This is a genomic window from Mycobacterium senriense (assembly GCF_019668465.1).
Taxonomy (GTDB): Bacteria; Actinomycetota; Actinomycetes; order Mycobacteriales; family Mycobacteriaceae; genus Mycobacterium; species Mycobacterium senriense.
Map to the genome: position 1 here is coordinate 5,778,185 of NZ_AP024828.1, position 16,847 is coordinate 5,795,031.

The 16,847-nt window shown below is 68.5% G+C and carries 14 protein-coding genes and 1 pseudogene; 5 read left to right on the plus strand and 10 right to left on the minus strand.

The window, feature by feature from the left end:
- Positions 1–57: 57 nt before the first annotated feature.
- Positions 58–1,644: a phosphoglycerate dehydrogenase gene (gene serA, locus MTY59_RS26985; RefSeq protein WP_221043855.1), complete on the minus strand. Its 1,587-nt coding sequence runs from the start codon at positions 1,642–1,644 to the stop codon at positions 58–60.
- A gap of 29 nt (positions 1,645–1,673) precedes the next feature.
- Between serA and MTY59_RS26990 the strand changes: the two genes are divergently transcribed.
- Positions 1,674–3,116 (plus strand): phytoene desaturase family protein, encoded by a 1,443-nt coding sequence (locus tag MTY59_RS26990; protein WP_221043856.1) that lies wholly within the window; start codon positions 1,674–1,676, stop codon positions 3,114–3,116.
- Positions 3,113–3,709: pseudogene (gene wrbA / locus MTY59_RS26995) on the plus strand (NAD(P)H:quinone oxidoreductase); the annotation flags it as partial. The gene MTY59_RS26990 and the pseudogene wrbA, both read left to right, overlap by 4 nt.
- A gap of 77 nt (positions 3,710–3,786) precedes the next feature.
- On the opposite strand, the gene ilvC reads toward wrbA, so the two are convergent.
- The 3 genes from ilvC to MTY59_RS27010 all read right to left on the minus strand — a co-directional run bounded on the left by ilvC (position 3,787) and on the right by MTY59_RS27010 (position 7,219).
- Positions 3,787–4,788 (minus strand): ketol-acid reductoisomerase, encoded by a 1,002-nt coding sequence (gene ilvC / locus MTY59_RS27000; protein WP_007775535.1) that lies wholly within the window; start codon positions 4,786–4,788, stop codon positions 3,787–3,789.
- A gap of 62 nt (positions 4,789–4,850) precedes the next feature.
- Entirely contained in the window at positions 4,851–5,351 is a 501-nt protein-coding gene (gene ilvN, locus MTY59_RS27005) for an acetolactate synthase small subunit (RefSeq protein WP_221043857.1), read from the minus strand.
- Positions 5,351–7,219 carry an acetolactate synthase large subunit gene (locus MTY59_RS27010; protein ID WP_221043858.1) on the minus strand — a complete coding sequence of 623 codons (1,869 nt, stop codon included), beginning with the start codon at positions 7,217–7,219 and terminating at the stop codon, positions 5,351–5,353. Before MTY59_RS27010 ends, ilvN begins: the two co-directional genes overlap by 1 nt.
- Positions 7,220–7,586: 367 nt before the next feature.
- Between MTY59_RS27010 and MTY59_RS27015 the strand changes: the two genes are divergently transcribed.
- A complete protein-coding gene (locus MTY59_RS27015; protein WP_221046684.1) occupies positions 7,587–7,943 on the plus strand; it encodes a PH domain-containing protein in 357 nt (118 codons plus the stop codon).
- 9 nt (positions 7,944–7,952) lie between these two features.
- Here MTY59_RS27015 and MTY59_RS27020 read toward each other — a convergent pair whose 3' ends face one another.
- Positions 7,953–8,819: a DoxX family protein gene (locus MTY59_RS27020; RefSeq protein ID WP_221043859.1), complete on the minus strand. Its 867-nt coding sequence runs from the start codon at positions 8,817–8,819 to the stop codon at positions 7,953–7,955.
- Between the two features lie 263 nt (positions 8,820–9,082).
- Here MTY59_RS27020 and MTY59_RS27025 point away from each other — a divergent pair, with 263 nt between their 5' ends.
- A complete protein-coding gene (locus tag MTY59_RS27025; RefSeq protein WP_221043860.1) occupies positions 9,083–10,213 on the plus strand; it encodes a PQQ-dependent sugar dehydrogenase in 1,131 nt (376 codons plus the stop codon).
- A 38-nt stretch (positions 10,214–10,251) separates the two neighbouring features.
- On the opposite strand, the gene gatB is transcribed toward MTY59_RS27025, so the two are convergent.
- From gatB to gatC, 5 genes are all read right to left on the minus strand, one after another.
- Positions 10,252–11,766, minus strand: a complete 1,515-nt coding sequence (gatB, locus tag MTY59_RS27030; RefSeq protein ID WP_221043861.1) for an Asp-tRNA(Asn)/Glu-tRNA(Gln) amidotransferase subunit GatB — start codon at positions 11,764–11,766, stop codon at positions 10,252–10,254.
- A 72-nt stretch (positions 11,767–11,838) separates the two neighbouring features.
- Positions 11,839–13,017, minus strand: coding sequence for a MinD/ParA family ATP-binding protein (locus MTY59_RS27035; protein ID WP_250160677.1), 1,179 nt, complete (start codon positions 13,015–13,017; stop codon positions 11,839–11,841).
- A 133-nt stretch (positions 13,018–13,150) separates the two neighbouring features.
- Positions 13,151–14,182, minus strand: coding sequence for an ATP-dependent 6-phosphofructokinase (locus MTY59_RS27040; RefSeq protein ID WP_221043862.1), 1,032 nt, complete (start codon positions 14,180–14,182; stop codon positions 13,151–13,153).
- Between the two features lie 78 nt (positions 14,183–14,260).
- The gene (gene gatA / locus MTY59_RS27045; protein ID WP_221043863.1) at positions 14,261–15,742 is read right to left on the minus strand and encodes an Asp-tRNA(Asn)/Glu-tRNA(Gln) amidotransferase subunit GatA; all 1,482 of its coding nucleotides are present in this window, start codon (positions 15,740–15,742) and stop codon (positions 14,261–14,263) included.
- Positions 15,739–16,038 carry an Asp-tRNA(Asn)/Glu-tRNA(Gln) amidotransferase subunit GatC gene (gene gatC, locus MTY59_RS27050; protein WP_221043864.1) on the minus strand — a complete coding sequence of 100 codons (300 nt, stop codon included), beginning with the start codon at positions 16,036–16,038 and terminating at the stop codon, positions 15,739–15,741. Before gatC ends, gatA begins: the two co-directional genes overlap by 4 nt.
- Before the next feature lie 107 nt (positions 16,039–16,145).
- Here gatC and MTY59_RS27055 point away from each other — a divergent pair, with 107 nt between their 5' ends.
- Positions 16,146–16,802 carry an ACT domain-containing protein gene (locus MTY59_RS27055; protein ID WP_221043865.1) on the plus strand — a complete coding sequence of 219 codons (657 nt, stop codon included), beginning with the start codon at positions 16,146–16,148 and terminating at the stop codon, positions 16,800–16,802.
- Positions 16,803–16,847 lie beyond the last annotated feature (45 nt).

Genomic DNA, 16,847 nt, shown 5'->3' on the forward strand with positions numbered 1-16,847 from the left:
CGCAAGCGGGAGGTGCCCCCACCTCATCGCTCCAATTCTTCTTGTCGCCGGCGCACTTCACGACAGATCAACCACCTCAAGCTTGTTGGCGCCGACGGCCGCACCGATTTCGGCCCGCACGTCACGCGGCACGTCGCGGTCCAGGCGCAGCAGGATCGTCGCACCCGGGCCCTCGGCGTCCTCGGAGAGTTGCGCGGCTTCGATGTTCACCCCGGCCGAACCCAGCAGGGTGCCGATCTTGCCCAGCGCGCCGGGCTGGTCGACGTAGTTGATCACCAGGTTGGTGCCCCGGGCGCGCAGATCGAAGTTGCGCCCGTTGATCTGCACGATCTTCTCCACCAGCTGCGGCCCGGACAAGGTGCCGGCGACGTTGACGACGGTGCCGTCGTGCGCAACCGCGCGGACGTCGACCACGCTGCGGTGGTTCGGGCTCTCCGACGCGGTGCCGATTTCGGCGGTGATGCCGCGTTCTTCGGCCAGCGCCGGGGCGTTGACGAAGGTCACCGGCCCCTCGACGACGGCCGAGAACAACCCTCGCAGCGCCGAAAGTTTAAGCACCTCAACATCTTCGGAGGCAAGTTCGCCGCGCACCTGCACCGACAAGGACACCGGGGGGCCGTCGGACAGCGTGGCGGCCAGCACCCCGAGCTTGCGCACCAGGTCCAGCCAGGGCGCCACCTCTTCGTTGACCACCCCGCCGCCGACGTTGACCGCGTCGGGAACGAATTCCCCGGCCAGAGCGAGCTTCACGCTTGCCGCAACGTCGGTGCCGGCCCGGTCCTGCGCCTCTTCGGTCGATGCGCCCAGGTGCGGTGTGACCACCACCTGCGGCAGCTCGAACAGCGGGCTGTCGGTGCACGGTTCCTTGGAGAAGACGTCCAGCCCGGCCGCGCGCACGTGGCCGCTGCGCACCGCGTCGGCCAGCGCGGCTTCGTCCACCAGGCCACCGCGGGCGGCGTTGACGATGATGACGCCCGGCTTGGTCTTGGCCAGCGCGTCCTTGTCGATCAGGCCCGCGGTTTCGGGCGTCTTCGGCAGGTGCACGGAGATGAAGTCGGCGCGGCCCAGCAGTTCGTCCAGCGTCAGCAGTTCGATGCCCAGCTGCGCGGCGCGCGCCGGCGACACGTAGGGGTCGTAGGCGACCAGGTGGGTGCCGAAAGCGCTGAGCCGCTGGGCGACCAGCTGCCCGATCCGGCCCAGGCCCACCACGCCGACCGTCTTGCCGAAGATCTCGGTGCCCGAGAAGGACGACCGCTTCCAGGCGTGCTCGCGCAGCGAGGCATCGGCGGCCGGAACCTGGCGGGCCGCGGACAGCAGCAGCGCCAGCGCGTGCTCGGCGGCGCTGTGGATGTTCGACGTCGGCGCGTTGACCACCAGCACACCGCGCTCGGTGGCGGCGTTGACGTCGACGTTGTCCAGGCCCACCCCGGCGCGGGCGACGATCTTCAGCTTGGGCGCGGCCGCCAGCACCTCGGCATCGACCGTGGTGGCCGAACGCACCAGCAGCGCATCGGCCTCCGGCACGGCCGCGAGCAGCTTCTCCCGATCCGGGCCGTCTACCCAGCGCACCTCGACCTGGTCACCCAGGGCGGCGACGGTGGATTCGGCGAGCTTGTCGGCAATGAGTACAACAGGCAGATTCACCCGGCCAGCCTATCGGCTGTAATTAACGCGTGGACGTCACCATCGTCGGCAGCGGACCCAACGGGTTGACGGCTGCCGTAATCTGCGCCCGGGCCGGCCTGAAAGTCCAGGTCGTCGAAGCTCAGCCGACCTTTGGCGGGGGTGCGCGCACCGCGCCCGACCCAGATTCTGCGGAAGTCTTGCACGACATCTGCTCCGCCGTGCACCCGTTGGCGCTGGCGTCGCCGTTCTTCAAAGAGTTCGACCTGCCCGCCCGCGGCGTCCAGCTGGCGGTGCCCGAGATTTCCTACGCCAACCCGCTGCCCGGGCGCCCCGCGGCCATCGCCTACCGCGACCTGGACCGCACCTGTGCCGAACTCGAGCACGGCGCGTCCTTCAAACGCCTGCTCGGCCCGCTGGTCGAGCGTTCCGACGACGTGGTGGCCCTGCTGCTGGGCGACAAGAGGTCGGTGCCGAACTCGCTGCCGTCGGCGCTGCAACTGGGGCTGCGGATGCTGGCCCAAGGCACCCCGGCGTGGGGGACGCTGGCCGGCGAGGACGCCCGCGCGCTGTTCACCGGCGTTGCCGCGCATATCATTTCGCGAATGCCGTCGCTGACCGCGGCCGGCGCCGGGATGATGCTGGCCACCCTCGCGCACTCGGTCGGCTGGCCGATTCCGGTGGGCGGTAGCCAGGCGATCACCGACGCCCTCATCGCCGACCTGCGCGCCCACGGCGGCGAGCTCACGGCGGGCACCGAAGTGACGTCGCCGCCGGGTGGGGTCGTCGCATTCGACACCGCGCCGACCGCGCTGTTGCGCATCTACGGCGAAGCCCTGCCCGCGCGCTACGCTAAAGCGTTGCGGCGCTATACCTTTGGTCCCGGTGTTGCCAAGGTCGACTTCGTGCTCAGCGACGAGATTCCGTGGTCGGACCCCCGGTTGCGGCAGGCGCCGACCCTGCACCTCGGCGGCACCCGCGAGCAGATGGCCCGCGCCGAAGCCGACATCGCCGCGGGGCGGCACGCGCAGTGGCCCATGGTGCTGGCCGCGTCGCCGCACGTCGCCGACCCCGGCCGCATCGACGCCGCCGGTCGCCGGCCCTTCTGGACCTACGTCCACGTGCCGGCGGGGTCCACCCTCGACGCGACCCAAGCGGTGACCGCGGTGGTCCAGCGATTCGCCCCCGGCTTCCGCGACGTCGTGCTGGCGGCGCGCGCGGTGCCGGCCGCCCGGTTGTGCGACCACAACGCCAACTACGTCGGCGGCGACATCGGGATGGGCGGCAACTCCGCCTGGCGGGCGATCGCCGGTCCCACACCGCGGTTAAACCCTTGGCGCACACCCATTCCCAAGGTGTACCTGTGCTCCGCGGCCACACCGCCGGGCGGCGGTGTGCACGGCATGGCCGGCTACTACGCGGCCCGCACGTTGTTGCGCCGGGAATTCGGCATCGACACGATCCCGGATCTGCGGCCTACGATAACGCCGTGACGAAACTTGCGATCATCTACTACTCGGCCACCGGCCATAACACCACGATGGCGCAGCGCGTGGCCGCCGCGGCCGAGTCGGCGGGGGCCGAAGTCCGCCTGAGGCACGTCGCCGAAACACAGGATCCCGAATCGTTCGCCCACAACCCGGCCTGGACGGCGAACTATGAGGCCACCAAAGACCTTCCGGCGGCCACCGGCGACGACATCGTCTGGGCGGATGCGGTGATCTTCGGTTCACCGACCCGGTTCGGTTCTCCGGCAGCGCAATTGCGCGCGTTTCTCGATTCGCTGGGCGGGTTGTGGGCGCAGGGCAAGCTCGCGGACAAGGTGTACGCGGGTTTCACGTCGTCCAACACCGTGCACGGCGGCCAGGAGACCACCCTGCTCTCGCTCTACATCTCGCTGATGCACTTCGGCGGCATCATCGTGCCGCCGGGATACACGGATCCGTGCAAATTCGTCGACGGCAATCCCTATGGGGCGAGCCTGGTCACCACCCACGACAACATCAAGGAATTCGACGAGCCGACCGGCACCGCACTCGAGCATCTGGCCCGCCGGGTGGTCCAGACGGCGGGACGCCTCACGGCGTCCTGGGCCACCGAACGTGCACTCACGGCGAAGAAATCGCTGAATACTCGCCCTGAGTGCACGCTCGGCGAAAAACGCTAGGCCGTTTCGGTGATCGGCCGGTCGACCCAGCTCATCAGGTCGCGCAGCTTCTTGCCGGTGACCTCGATGGGGTGTTCGGCGTTCTCCTTGCGCAGCTGCTCGAGTTGCTTGTTGCCGCCCTCGACGTTGGCGACCAGCTTCTTGGTGAAGTCGCCGCTCTGGATGTCGCGCAGGATCTCGCGCATCCGCTCCTTGGTGCCGGCGTCGATGACGCGCGGACCCGAGAGGTAGCCGCCGAATTCCGCGGTGTCGGACACCGAGTAGTTCATCCGGGCGATGCCACCCTCGTACATCAGGTCGACGATCAGCTTGAGCTCGTGCAGCACCTCGAAGTAGGCCATCTCCGGCGGGTAGCCCGCCTCGACCATGACATCGAATCCGGTCTTCACCAATTCCTCTGTGCCACCGCACAACACGGCCTGCTCACCGAACAGGTCGGTCTCGGTCTCGTCCTTGAAGGTGGTCTTGATGACACCGGCGCGGGTGCCGCCGATGGCCTTCGCGTAGGACAGGGCCAGCGCCTCGCCGTCGCCGTTCGGGTCCTGGTCGACGGCGATCAGCGCGGGCACACCCTTGCCGTCGACGAACTGCCGGCGCACCAGGTGGCCGGGCCCCTTGGGGGCGACCATCGCGACGGTGACGTTGGCCGGCGGCTTGATCAGGTCGAAGTGGATGTTGAGGCCATGGCCGAAGAACAACGCGTCCCCGTCCTTGAGGTTGGGTTCGATGTCGTTCTTGAAGATGTCGGCCTGCGCGGTGTCGGGCGCCAGCAGCATGATGACGTCGGCCCACTTGGCGACCTCGGCCGGGGTGTCGACGTCCAGGCCCTGCTCTTGCACCTTGGCCCGCGACTTCGAACCCTCCTTCAGGCCCACCTTCACCTGCACGCCGGAGTCGCGCAGGCTCAGCGAGTGCGCATGTCCCTGGCTGCCGTATCCGATCACGCCGACCTTGCGACCCTGGATGATCGTCAGGTCTGCGTCGTCGTCGTAGAACATCGGCAATGTCTCGCCAGACGGGTTAGCCACTTCACTATCTCCTTCTTGTTTCAGCTGAAAAATTACTTGGCCGTGCCGATTCCACGCGGACCGCGAGCCAGCGACACCACGCCGGATTGGACGATTTCGCGGATCCCGAAGGGTTCCAGGATGCGCAGCAGCGCCTCGATCTTGCCGCGGTTACCCGTCGCCTCGATCGTCAGTGCCTCCGGCGACACATCAATCACCTTGGCGCGGAATAGGTTCACCGCTTCGATCACCTGACTGCGGATGCCCGCGTCGGCGCGCACCTTGATCAGCGCCAATTCCCGGGACACCGAGTTGTCGTCGTCGAGCTCGACGATCTTGATGACGTTGATCAGCTTGTTGAGCTGCTTGGTGATCTGCTCGAGCGGGGTCTCCTCGGCGGACACCACGATGGTCATCCGCGACATGTCCTTCTGCTCGGTGGCACCGACGGCCAGCGATTCGATGTTGAACCCGCGCCGCGAGAACAGCGCCGCCACCCGGGCGAGCACGCCGGGTTTGTCCTCGACCAACACCGACAGGGTGTGCGTGTGCATCAGGCGTGCCCTTCGCTCTCGTCGTCGAACAGCGGGCGGATTCCCTGGGCCGCCTGAATCTCGTCATTGCTGGTGCCGGCGGCCACCATCGGCCAGACCTGCGCGTCGGCCCCGACGATGAAATCGATCACCACCGGGCGGTCGTTGATCGCCCGCGCCTGGTTGATCACGTCTTCGACGTCTTCTTCACGCTCGCAACGCAATCCGACGCAACCCAACGCCTCCGCCAGCTTCACGAAATCCGGGATGCGGTGCGAGTGCGTGGCCAGATCGGTCTGCGAGTACCGCTCTTGGTAGAACAGCGTCTGCCATTGGCGCACCATGCCCAGGTTGCCGTTGTTGATCAGCGCCACCTTGATCGGCACGCCCTCGATCGCGCAGGTGGCCAGCTCCTGGTTGGTCATCTGGAAGCAACCGTCGCCGTCGATCGCCCACACCTCGGCGTCCGGGCGGGCCATCTTGGCGCCCATCGCCGCCGGGATGGCGAACCCCATGGTGCCCAGCCCGCCGGAGTTGAGCCAGGTGCGCGGCTTCTCGTACGAGATGAATTGGGCCGCCCACATCTGGTGCTGACCGACGCCCGCGACGTACAGGGCGTCCGGGCCGGCGATCTGGCCCAGCTTCTCGATGACGTACTCCGGGCCGAGGCTGCCGTCACTCTGCGGGCCGTAGCTCAGCGGGTAGGTGGACTGAACCTCGTTCAGGTAGGCCCACCACTCGGTCATGTTGAGCTTGCCGGGAATCCCGTCCTGGCGCAGCAGCTCGAGCAGCTCGATGATGACGGCTTTGACGTCGCCGACGATCGGCACGTCCGCGTGGCGGTTCTTGCCGATCTCGGCCGGGTCGATGTCGGCGTGAATCACCTTGGCCTCGGGGGCGAAGGTGTCCAGCTTCCCGGTCACCCGGTCATCGAAGCGCGTTCCCAGCGCGATCAGTAGGTCGCTGCGCTGCAGCGCCGCCACCGCGGCGACGGTGCCGTGCATGCCGGGCATGCCCATGTGCTGGGGATGGCTGTCCGGGAACGCGCCGCGCGCCATCAGCGTGGTCACCACGGGGATGCCGGTCAGCTCGGCCAGCTCGTGCAGCTGCTCGGTCGCGTCGCCGCGGATGACCCCGCCACCCACGTAGAGCACCGGCTTGCGGGCGGCCGCGATCAGCTTGGCGGCCTCGCGGATCTGCCGGCTGTGCGGCTTGGTGTTCGGCTTGTAGCCGTGCAGATCGATCCGCGGCGGCCAGCTGAACGTGCACTGGCCCTGCAGCACGTCCTTGGGGATGTCGACGAGCACCGCGCCGGGGCGGCCAGAGGCGGCGATGTGGAAAGCCTCGGCGAGCACCTGCGGGATCTCGTTGCCCGAGCGGACCAGGAAGTTGTGCTTGGTGATCGGCATCGTGATGCCCGAGATGTCGGCTTCCTGGAAGGCATCGGTACCGATCAGCGAGCGCCCGACCTGGCCGGTGACGGCGACGACGGGTATCGAGTCCATCTGGGCGTCGGCCAGCGGGGTCACCAGGTTGGTGGCGCCGGGCCCCGATGTCGCCATGCATACGCCGACCTTGCCGGTGGCGTGCGCGTAGCCGCTGGCGGCGTGGCCGGCGCCCTGCTCGTGGCGGACCAGCACGTGGCGCAGCTTCTTCGAGTCGAACAGCGGGTCATAAACCGGCAGCACCGCGCCGCCGGGGATGCCGAAGATGACCTCTACGCCGAGTTCCTCTAGCGAGCGGATCACCGCCTGGGCCCCGGTAAGTTGCTCGGGCCCAATGCGTTTCGGCTTGCCGGCCGCAGGCTTGGCGGCGGGCTTGGCCGCATCCGTGGCGATGTCGGCAGCGTCCGGTGTCGCGGAGGCGTGCTGCCTGATAGGAGCGCTCACTGTCGTTCAGTCCTATTCATTCCGGGAATCTCGTTGGGGGCAACAAAAAACCCCCGACAGCTCATCTGCTGCACGAGGGTTGCGCGTTGGTGCTGGATTGCTTCAAATGCTGAAGAGCAAGTCAGCCACCAACGCGCTGACTAATTACTACGAGCATCCCGGTCTTTCCGGCGGTATCCATAGCGTCCGACGGTAGCCTTCGCACAGCTCAGCAGTCAAATCCGTGACCTTCGGCGGCCCGGTCACCAGCGAGGTCGGCGACCGCGCCGCCGGGCGAGCGCACGCGGGACCGAGTCCAGCTGCCGGGTGAAATGATGGTGGGGTGGCTACCGGTTCGTCTCCCCAAACACCCCCCGCAGCGCCCGTCGTGATCAAGGTGTCGCCGATAGCGCATCTGGCCGTCGGATTCCTGACCTTGGGATTGCTGATTCCGGTGATGCTGTGGCCGCCGTCGCTCCCGCTGCTGATCCTTCCGGTGCTGCTGTCGGCGTTGATCGTCCGGCTACGCACCGTCGCCGACGAACAGGGCGTGACCGTTCGGACGCTTTTCGGCAGCCGGCGAGTGCGCTGGGACGAGATCGACGGGCTGCGTTTCCACCGCGGTTCGTGGGGACGCGCGCGCCTCAAGAGCGGCGCCGAGCTGCGGTTACCCGCGGTCACCTTCTCCACGCTGCCCGAGCTGACCGAGGCCAGCGCGGGGCGGGTTCCCAACCCCTACCAGTGAGAAGGCCGGTCAGCCGATCGGATTCACGCCGTTGAGGGCCACCCACACCCCGACACCGGCCGCGATGCCTGCCAGCAGGGCGACGAAGGACCCGATGAAGGGTCGATGCGCCCAACCGCGGCGCGCGTCCAGGCCGTAGCGGCCGGGTCCGCACAGGACGACCGCGGCGGCCATGACGATCAGGGTGATCTGGTATTCGTGCCCCTCGGGCAGGAAGAACGAGAAGTTGCGGGTGTGCGGCCGCACCGAGAGGCTGGCCAGCAGGCCGTTGATCAGAAACGCCAGCGCACCGGCCGCGGCCACCGGCGTGAACAGACCCAGGATGAGCAGCACGCCCGCGACGGCCTCGCCGCCGGCGCTCACGTAGGCGAGGATGTCGGCGTGTTGGTAGCCGACGTCGGACAGTGAGTTCTTGAACCCCGTCACGCCGGAGCCGCCCCACCAGCCGAACAGCTTCTGCAGCCCGTGGGCGCCGAGCACCACGCCCAGCCCGACGCGCAGCAGCAGCAAACCGAGATGCTGCGTTCCGCGCCGGCCGACGTCGTGCAACCGGTCGTGGTGTTCATCGTCGTCGTCGTCGATGTCGGCGGACTCGGGGACGGCATGCCGGGACGCCGCATGCGGCTGGACGTAAGGCAGGGGCTCCTGCTGTTCCAGCAGGTTGTAGCCCCCGGCCCCGGAGCCGGCGACCGCGGGGGCGCCGCCGTAGGGGATGACGGTGGTGGTACCGGTCGACGGGTTGAAGTCGCCGGGGTAGCCGACTGGCGTCAGATCATCTTCGGGATCGACCAGCCGCGCCGAGGCGGGGCGTCCCGGGGTCGGCTCCGGGGATTCGCCGGGCCGTTGCCAATGTGCGTCATTCGGTTGACTGGTCACGGGTGTCAGGGTAAGGGCATTCGGCCCTGAATTGGGGATTTGAGCGGCGCTTTCGCCTGGCAATCGGCGGTTTGCCCGTCAAATCGGCCCGGATTTGCCCCGAATCGTCTCCGGAGCCGGTTTGGGAGGCCCGCCGCGCGACATCGCCCGTTCGCCGGAGGTTGCGGCGGCAGGGGCGGAAAGGGGTCGAGGTCGAGTTTTCGGCGGCGGCCAACGGGGACGTGTGTGGCGGCGCCGCTGGCAGTGTCCGTAGCCTGACGGTCATGCGACTAGGGCGATCGGGGCGGTCGGTTCGGCGCGGCTTCGCCGTGCTGTGTGCCCTCGTGCTGGTGACGAGTGGGTGCGCACGCTTCAATGACGCCCAATCGCAACCGTTCACCACCGCCCCCGAACTGAAGCCGCAACCCAGTTCGACGCCTCCCCCGCCGCCGCCACTGCCGCCCACGCCGTTTCCCAAGGCCTGCCCCGCTCCCGGCGTGATGCAGGGCTGCCTGGAGAGCACCAGCGGCCTGATCATGGGCCCCGACAGCAAAACCGCGCTCGTCGCCGAGCGCACCACCGGCGCGGTCAAGGAGATCTCCGTCAATGCCGAGCCGAAGGTGAAGACGGTGATCCCGGTGGATTCGTCCGGGGACGGCGGCCTGATGGACATCGTCATGTCGCCCACGTACACCCAGGACCGCCTGATGTACGCCTACATCAGCACGCCGACCGACAACCGGGTCATCCGGGTGGCCGACGGCGACATCCCCAAGGACATCCTGACCGGGATCCCCAAGGGCGCCACCGGAAACACCGGAGCGTTGATCTTCACCAGTCCCACCACGCTGGTGGTGATGACCGGCGACGCGGGCAACCCGGCGGCGGCCGCCGACCCCAAATCGCTGGCCGGCAAGGTGCTGCGGATCGAGCAGCCGACCACCGTGGGGCAGGCGCCGCCGACGACCGCGCTGTCCGGGGTGGGTTCCGGCGGCGGCCTGTGCACCGACCCGGTCGACGGCTCACTGTATGTCGCCGACCGCACCCCGACCGCGGATCGGTTGCAGCGCATCACCAAAACGTCGGAGGTGTCCACGGTGTGGACCTGGCCCGACAAACCGGGCGTGGCCGGATGCGCGGCGATGGACGGGACCGTGCTGGTCAACCTGATCAACACCAAGCTGACGGTCGCGGTCCGGCTGGCGCCGGGCACGGGGGCGGTCACCGGTCAACCCGATGTGGTTCGCAAGGACACCCACGCGCACGCCTGGGCGCTGCGCATGTCGCCGGATGGAAACGTCTGGGGCGCAACGGTCAACAAGACGGCCGGGGACGCCGAAAAGCTGGACGACGTGGTGTTCCCGCTCTTCCCGCAGGGCGGCGGCTTCCCGCGCAACAGCGACGACAAGAGCTGACGGACTCGCCGCCGTGATGACGGTCGATTGACCCGGGGCTAGCCCTGGCCGCAGGCGGCCAACACCAATTCGCGCACCCGGGCGGCGTCGGCCTGGCCGCGGGTGGCCTTCATCACCGCGCCGACGATCGCGCCGGCCGCGGCCACCTTGCCGCCGCGGATCTTTTCTGCCACATCGGGATTGGCGGCCAGCGCCTCGTCGACGGCGGCCTGCGTCACCGAGTCATCGCGCACCAGCGCCAGACCGCGGGCGGTCATCACCTCTTCGGGCTCGCCCTCGCCCGCCAGCACACCCTCGACGACCTGGCGGGCCAGTTTGGTGGACAGCTTGCCCTCGTCGACCAGCGCCACCACCGCGGCGACCTGCGCGGGCGTGATGGCCAGCTCGTCCAGCGCCACGTTGGCCTCGTTGGCCTTCTGCATCAGGAAGTTGCCCCACCAGGCGCGGGCCTGCTCGCTGGATGCGCCGTGCTCGATGGTCGCGGTGACCAATTCGATCGCCCCGGCGTTGACCAGGTCACGCATCACCTCGTCGGAGATGCCCCACTCGTCCTGAATGCGCTTGCGGCTCAACCACGGCAGCTCGGGGATGGTCTGACGAAGTCGCTCGACCAGCTCGCGACTGGGCGCGACGGGCTCCAGGTCCGGCTCGGGGAAGTACCGGTAGTCCTCGGCCGTCTCTTTGGTGCGGCCCGGGCTCGTGTAGCCGCCGGCCTCGTGAAAGTGCCTGGTTTCCTGGATGATTCGGCCACCGGACGCCAAGACTGCGGCTTGGCGTTGCATTTCGTAACGCACCGCGACCTCAACGCTTTTCAGCGAGTTGACGTTCTTGGTTTCGGTCCGGGTGCCGAACTCGGCCGCACCGGTCGGCTTGAGCGACACGTTGGAATCACACCGCATCGATCCCTGGTCCATCCGGACATCGGATACGTCCAGAGCCCGCAACAGGTCTCGTAACGCCGTCACGTAGGCGCGGGCGATCTGCGGCGCCCGGGCCCCGGCGCCCTCGATGGGCTTGGTGACGATTTCGATCAACGGCACGCCGGCGCGGTTGTAGTCGATCAACGATGTGGTCGCGCCGTGAATGCGGCCAGTCTCGCTGCCGATGTGGGTGAGCTTGCCGGTGTCTTCCTCCATGTGCGCGCGCTCGATCTCGACCCGCCAGGTGGTGCCGTCCTCCAGCGGTGCCTCGAGGTAGCCGTTGATGGCGATGGGCTCGTCGTACTGCGAAATCTGGTAGTTCTTCGGCTGGTCCGGGTAGAAGTAGTTCTTCCGAGCGAAGCGGCACCAGGGCACGATCTCGCAGTTCAGCGCCAACCCGATGCGGATGGCCGACTCGACCGCGTTCTGGTTGAGCACGGGCAGCGAACCGGGCAGGCCGAGGCACACCGGACAGACCTGGGTGTTGGGCTCGGCGCCGAAAGCGGTGGCGCAGCCGCAGAACATCTTGGTGACGGTGGACAGTTCAACGTGCACCTCGAGGCCGAGTACCGGATCGAAACGCGCGATGACGTCGTCGTAGTCCATCAGATCGGCGCTGGCGGCAACACTCATGCGCTCGATCCTAATGGTGATCGCGAGCGCGGCGGAGCCGGGCGAAGCGGGTCACCCAGTGGTCAATTCACATCAGCCGGTGCGCGGTGATCGCGCCACCGGCAATTGGTCGCGCTGCCCTCCCCGGCCCGGGAACATGTCGGCCAGCACGGCCGCCATCTCCAGATAACTGCGCCTGCTCTCCTTGCTCAACCGGTCCAGCGCGATCTTTCGCCCATCGTGCACGTGCCGGTCGAAGGGCAATACCACCGTGGCGCCGACGCCAGCGGACAACCGGTCGAGTTCGGTGACCGCCACACCGTCGACCTTGGCCGGCTCGACGTGGTTGACGGCCAGCACCGTCCACTGCATCAATGATGCATACCCGTTGTGGCACAACCATTCCAGCGTCGCCCGTGTTTTGCGTACAGCATCGATGGCGGGGCTGGTGACCACCACCAAGGCGCGCGATTCCGGTAGAACGGCGTCCATCACATCGGAATTGAGCGTTTTGACGCAGTCGACCAGGACCAACGAATACTGGTTTCGCAGCATCGAGAAGGCCCGCAGCATGTCGTGGCGCTCCAGACGCCAATCGGAGTCCGGCAACCCGAGCACCTCCAGCCCGAAGCCGTTCATATACGTCAGCGCGCGGATGTCCTCATACTGCGCTGCAGGTTTGCCGTGCAGCAGGTCGGCCATGCTGTGCGGGTTGCGCCGGCCGTGGCGCTCCGCCAGGTCTCCGGCGTCGATATCGAGGGCAAGCACCCGGTCGCGGCGAACGGCAGCGAAGGTCGATCCCAGTGCCTCCACCACCGTCGTCTTGCCAACCCCACCCTTGAGGTTGAGCACGGCGATCGGGAAGGCGCCGCCCACGGTCGCGCGGATGCGCTGCCGCAGGTCGTTCTCATAGGTCGTGTTCTTGCCCGGGCCGATCTCGATCCCGGTGAGGCGATAGAGCAGCTGTCGCCAGTTGAACCCCGCGGCGTCCGTGTCGTGCGCGTCGAAGCGGTCCAGCGCCGTCGCGCCGAGTATCGGCTCGGGCCGAGCCGGGGGTGGCACCCGCGGGGGTGGCGGCGGGGCGGCGGGCGGAGGTTGTGACGGTCCGGCCGCGGGCTGCTTCGGACCGTGCGACTGCGGCACGGTGGTCGCTGCGGGGCCGCCGTTCGCGCGCCGCCCGCGCGGACCCGGCATCTGATTCGGCGGGCCCGGTGGCCTCGCCGCTGCAGCGGATTGCTGAACGAATCCGCGAATCGCACCGCGGTTGCTCATACACCCGGTATAACCCCTCAGGACCGGTCCGGAAACCACCAAAATGTCGCAAATGCGAACCACCTGGATCATTAGCGGGCAAATTCAAGCCGCGGTTCACTCAGATCCACCCGTTGTTTGCCCGGCGGCGCGGCTAACCGAAGAACGCGGCGGCGTCGTCGTAGCGGCTTTCCGGCACCAGCTTGAGCTGACGCACCGCGTCCGCCAGCGGCACCCGGCCAATGTCCTGCCCGCGTAGCGACACCATCTGGCCGTATTCGCCGGCATGCGCGGCGTCGGCCGCGTTCACCCCGAATCGGGTGGCCAGCACCCGGTCGTAGGCCGTCGGGGTGCCGCCTCGCTGGACGTGGCCCAGCACGGTCACCCGGACGTCCTTATTGATCCGCTTCTCCACCTCGGCGCCGAGCTGGGCCGCCACCCCGGTGAACTTCTCGTGGCCGAACTCGTCAATCCCGCCTTCCCGCAACGCAATCGAGCCGGGGATGGGCTTGGCGCCCTCGGCGACCACGCAGATGAAGTGCGAATCCCCGCGCTGGAAGCGCCTTTTGACGAGCCGGCAGACCTCCTCGACGTCGAAGGGTTGCTCGGGGATCAGGGTCATGTGCGCGCCCGAAGCCAGGCCCGCGTTCAACGCGATCCAGCCGGCGTGGCGGCCCATCACCTCGACCAGCATCACCCGCTGATGCGATTCGGCGGTGCTGTGCAGCCGGTCGATGGCGTCGGTGGCCACGGTCAACGCGGTGTCGTGGCCGAAAGTCACGTCGGTGCAATCGATGTCGTTGTCGATGGTCTTCGGCACACCGACCACGGGGACGTTCTCCTCGGAGAGCCAGTGCGCGGCCGTCAGCGTGCCTTCCCCGCCGATGGGGATCAGCACGTCGATCCCGTTGTCGTCCAGGGTCTGCTTGATCTGGTTCAGCCCAGCGCGCAGCTTTTCGGGGTGCACGCGGGCGGTGCCCAGCATGGTTCCGCCCTTGGCCAGCAGGCGGTCGTTGCGGTCGTCGTTGTGCAGCTGAATGCGCCGGTTCTCCAGCAGCCCGCGCCACCCGTCCTGGAATCCGACCACCGACGAGCCGTACCGCCCGTCGCACGTTCGCACCACCGCCCGGATGACCGCGTTGAGCCCGGGGCAGTCGCCGCCTCCGGTGAGCACTCCGATCCGCATCCCCTCATCTTGCCTGGGGCGGCGGCTCCATGGCGCGAGCAAGCGCAAAATCGCCCGGGAACCCGGGCGTGGGCTGTCTTAGATCGCCGACGGCAGGGATCCGCGCGCCGCCTCGTAGGCGGCGCCGACACGGTAGAGCCGGTCGTCGGCCAGGGCGGGCGCCATGATCTGCAGACCGACCGGCAGGTCGTCGTCCTGCGACAGACCGGCCGGCACCGACATGCCGCAGTGCCCGGCCAGATTCAGCGGCAGCGTGCACAGGTCGAACAGATACATCGCCAGCGGATCGTCGACCTTCTCGCCCAGCCGGAACGCCGTGGTCGGGGTCGCGGGCGACACCACCACATCCACCGAACGATAGGCCTCGTCCAGGTCGCGGGCGATCAGGGTGCGCACCTTCTGGGCCTGGTTGTAATACGCGTCGTAATAGCCGGCCGACAGCGCGTAGGTGCCGATCATGATGCGCCGCTTGACCTCCGGCCCGAAGCCGGCGGCCCGCGTCATCGCCATCACTTCCTCGGCGCTGTGGCTGCCGTCGTCGCCGACCCGCAGCCCGTAGCGCATCGCGTCGAAGCGGGCCAGGTTGCTCGACACCTCCGACGGCAGGATCAGGTAGTAGGCGGCCAGCGCATATTCGAAGTGCGGGCAGTCGACCTCGCTCACCTCGGCGCCCAGGGCGGTCAGCTGCTCGACGGCGGCCTCGAAAGCGTTCAGCACCCCGGGCTGGTAGCCCTCGCCACGCAGCTGCTTGACCACTCCGACGCGCACGCCCTTGAGGTCACCGGTCGCGCCGGCCTTGGCGGCGGCGACGACGTCGGGCACCGCCGCCTTGACCGACGTCGAGTCCAAGGTGTCGTGCCCGGCGATCACGTGATGCAACAGCGCGGTGTCCAGCACCGTGCGCGCGCACGGGCCGCCCTGATCCAGCGACGACGCGCACGCCACCAGGCCGTAGCGCGACACCGTGCCGTAGGTGGGCTTGACGCCAACGGTCGAGGTGAGCGCGGCGGGCTGGCGGATGGAACCGCCGGTGTCGGACCCGATCGCCAGCGGCGCCTGGAACGCGGCCAGCGCCGCCGCGCTGCCGCCCCCGGAGCCGCCGGGCACCCGGTCGACGTCCCACGGGTTACGGGTGGGGCCGTAGGCGGAGTTCTCGGTCGAGCTGCCCATCGCAAACTCGTCCATGTTGGTCTTGCCCAGGATCGGGATGCCGGCGGCACGCAGCCGCGACGTGACGGTGGCGTCGTACGGGGAACGCCAGCCCTCCAGGATCTTGGACCCGCAGGTGGTGGGCATGTCGACCGTGGTGAAGACGTCCTTGAGCGCCAGCGGGACCCCGGCCAGCGGCGACGGCAGCCGCTCGCCGGCGGCCACCGCCTCGTCGACGACGGCGGCCGCGCCCAGCGCCTCGTCCGCCGCCACGTGCAGGAAGGCGTGGTAGCGGTCGTCGGTCGCCTGAATCTGGTCCAGGCACGCCTGGGTGACCTCGACCGACGACATCTCTTTGGCGGCGATCCGGGCGGCCAGCGTGGCGGCGTCGGACCGGATGATCTCGTTCACTCGCTGTCCCCCAGGATCTGCGGGACCGCGAAGCGGCCGTCGACGGCCGCGGGCGCCTCGGCCAGCGCCTCGGACTGGGTGAGGCACGGTGTCGACTCGTCCGGGCGGGTGACGTTGACGTCCTTGAGCGGGTTGCCGGTCGCTTCGACGCCGGTGACATCGACCGCCTGCACCTGGCTGACATGGGTCAGGATGGCGCCGAGCTGGCCGGCGAAGCTGTCGAGTTCGCTGTCGGTCAGCGCCAGCCGGGACAGCCGGGCCAGGTGCGCTACCTCGTCGCGGGAGATCTGGGACACGATCGGAAAGCCTAGCCGCGAAGGTTCGCGCCGCTACACGCCGTTGGCATCGCGCGGCCGGGTCGATCGAAATGCCTTTGACACATCCCTGTGCAACAGTGTTGGCCGTGCCCTCCTATCTGTTGCGCATCGAACTCGTCGATCGGCCAGGCAGCCTGGGGTCGCTGGCGGTGGCGCTCGGTTCGGTGGGGGCCGACATTTTGTCGCTCGACGTCGTGGACCGCAGCGCGGGTTACGCGACCGACGACCTGGTGATCGAACTGCCGCCGGGGGCCATGCCGGACACGCTGATCACCGCCGCCGAATCCCTGTCCGGTGTCCGGGTGGACAGCGTGCGCCCGCACACCGGTCTGCTGGAGGCGCACCGTGAGCTCGAGCTCCTCGACCACGTCGCCGCGGCCGCGGGCAAGGCGGCGCGACTGCAGGTCCTCGCCAATGAGGCGCCCAAGGTGCTGCGCGTGAGTTGGTGCACGGTGCTGCGCAGCTCGGGCGGCGAGCTACAGCGCCTGGCCGGCAGTCCGGGCGCGCCGGAGACCAACGCGGACTCGGCCCCGTGGCTGCCGCTGGAGCGGGCCGCGACGCTGGACAGCAACGCCGACTGGGTGCCGAAGGCGTGGCGCGACATGGACGTGACGATGGTCGCGGCCCCGTTGGGCGACTCGCACACCGCGGTGGTGCTCGGCCGCCCCGGTCCGGAATTCCGGCCCTCGGAGGTCGCCCGGTTGGGCTACCTGGCCGGGATCGTCGCCACCATGCTGCGCTGATCGGCAGTGCGAACGAATTCCTTGATACCCCAACGTGTTTGAGTT

Coding starts and splice junctions, on each gene's coding strand:
- ilvC (WP_007775535.1), bottom strand. CDS start 4,788: ATGTTCTACGACGACGACGCAGACCTGACGATCATCCAGGGTCGCAAG.
- ilvN (WP_221043857.1), bottom strand. CDS start 5,351: ATGCACACGCACACCCTGTCGGTGTTGGTCGAGGACAAACCCGGCGTG.
- MTY59_RS27025 (WP_221043860.1), top strand. CDS start 9,083: ATGCGACTAGGGCGATCGGGGCGGTCGGTTCGGCGCGGCTTCGCCGTG.
- gatB (WP_221043861.1), bottom strand. CDS start 11,766: ATGAGTGTTGCCGCCAGCGCCGATCTGATGGACTACGACGACGTCATC.
- MTY59_RS27035 (WP_250160677.1), bottom strand. CDS start 13,017: ATGAGCAACCGCGGTGCGATTCGCGGATTCGTTCAGCAATCCGCTGCA.
- MTY59_RS27040 (WP_221043862.1), bottom strand. CDS start 14,182: ATGCGGATCGGAGTGCTCACCGGAGGCGGCGACTGCCCCGGGCTCAAC.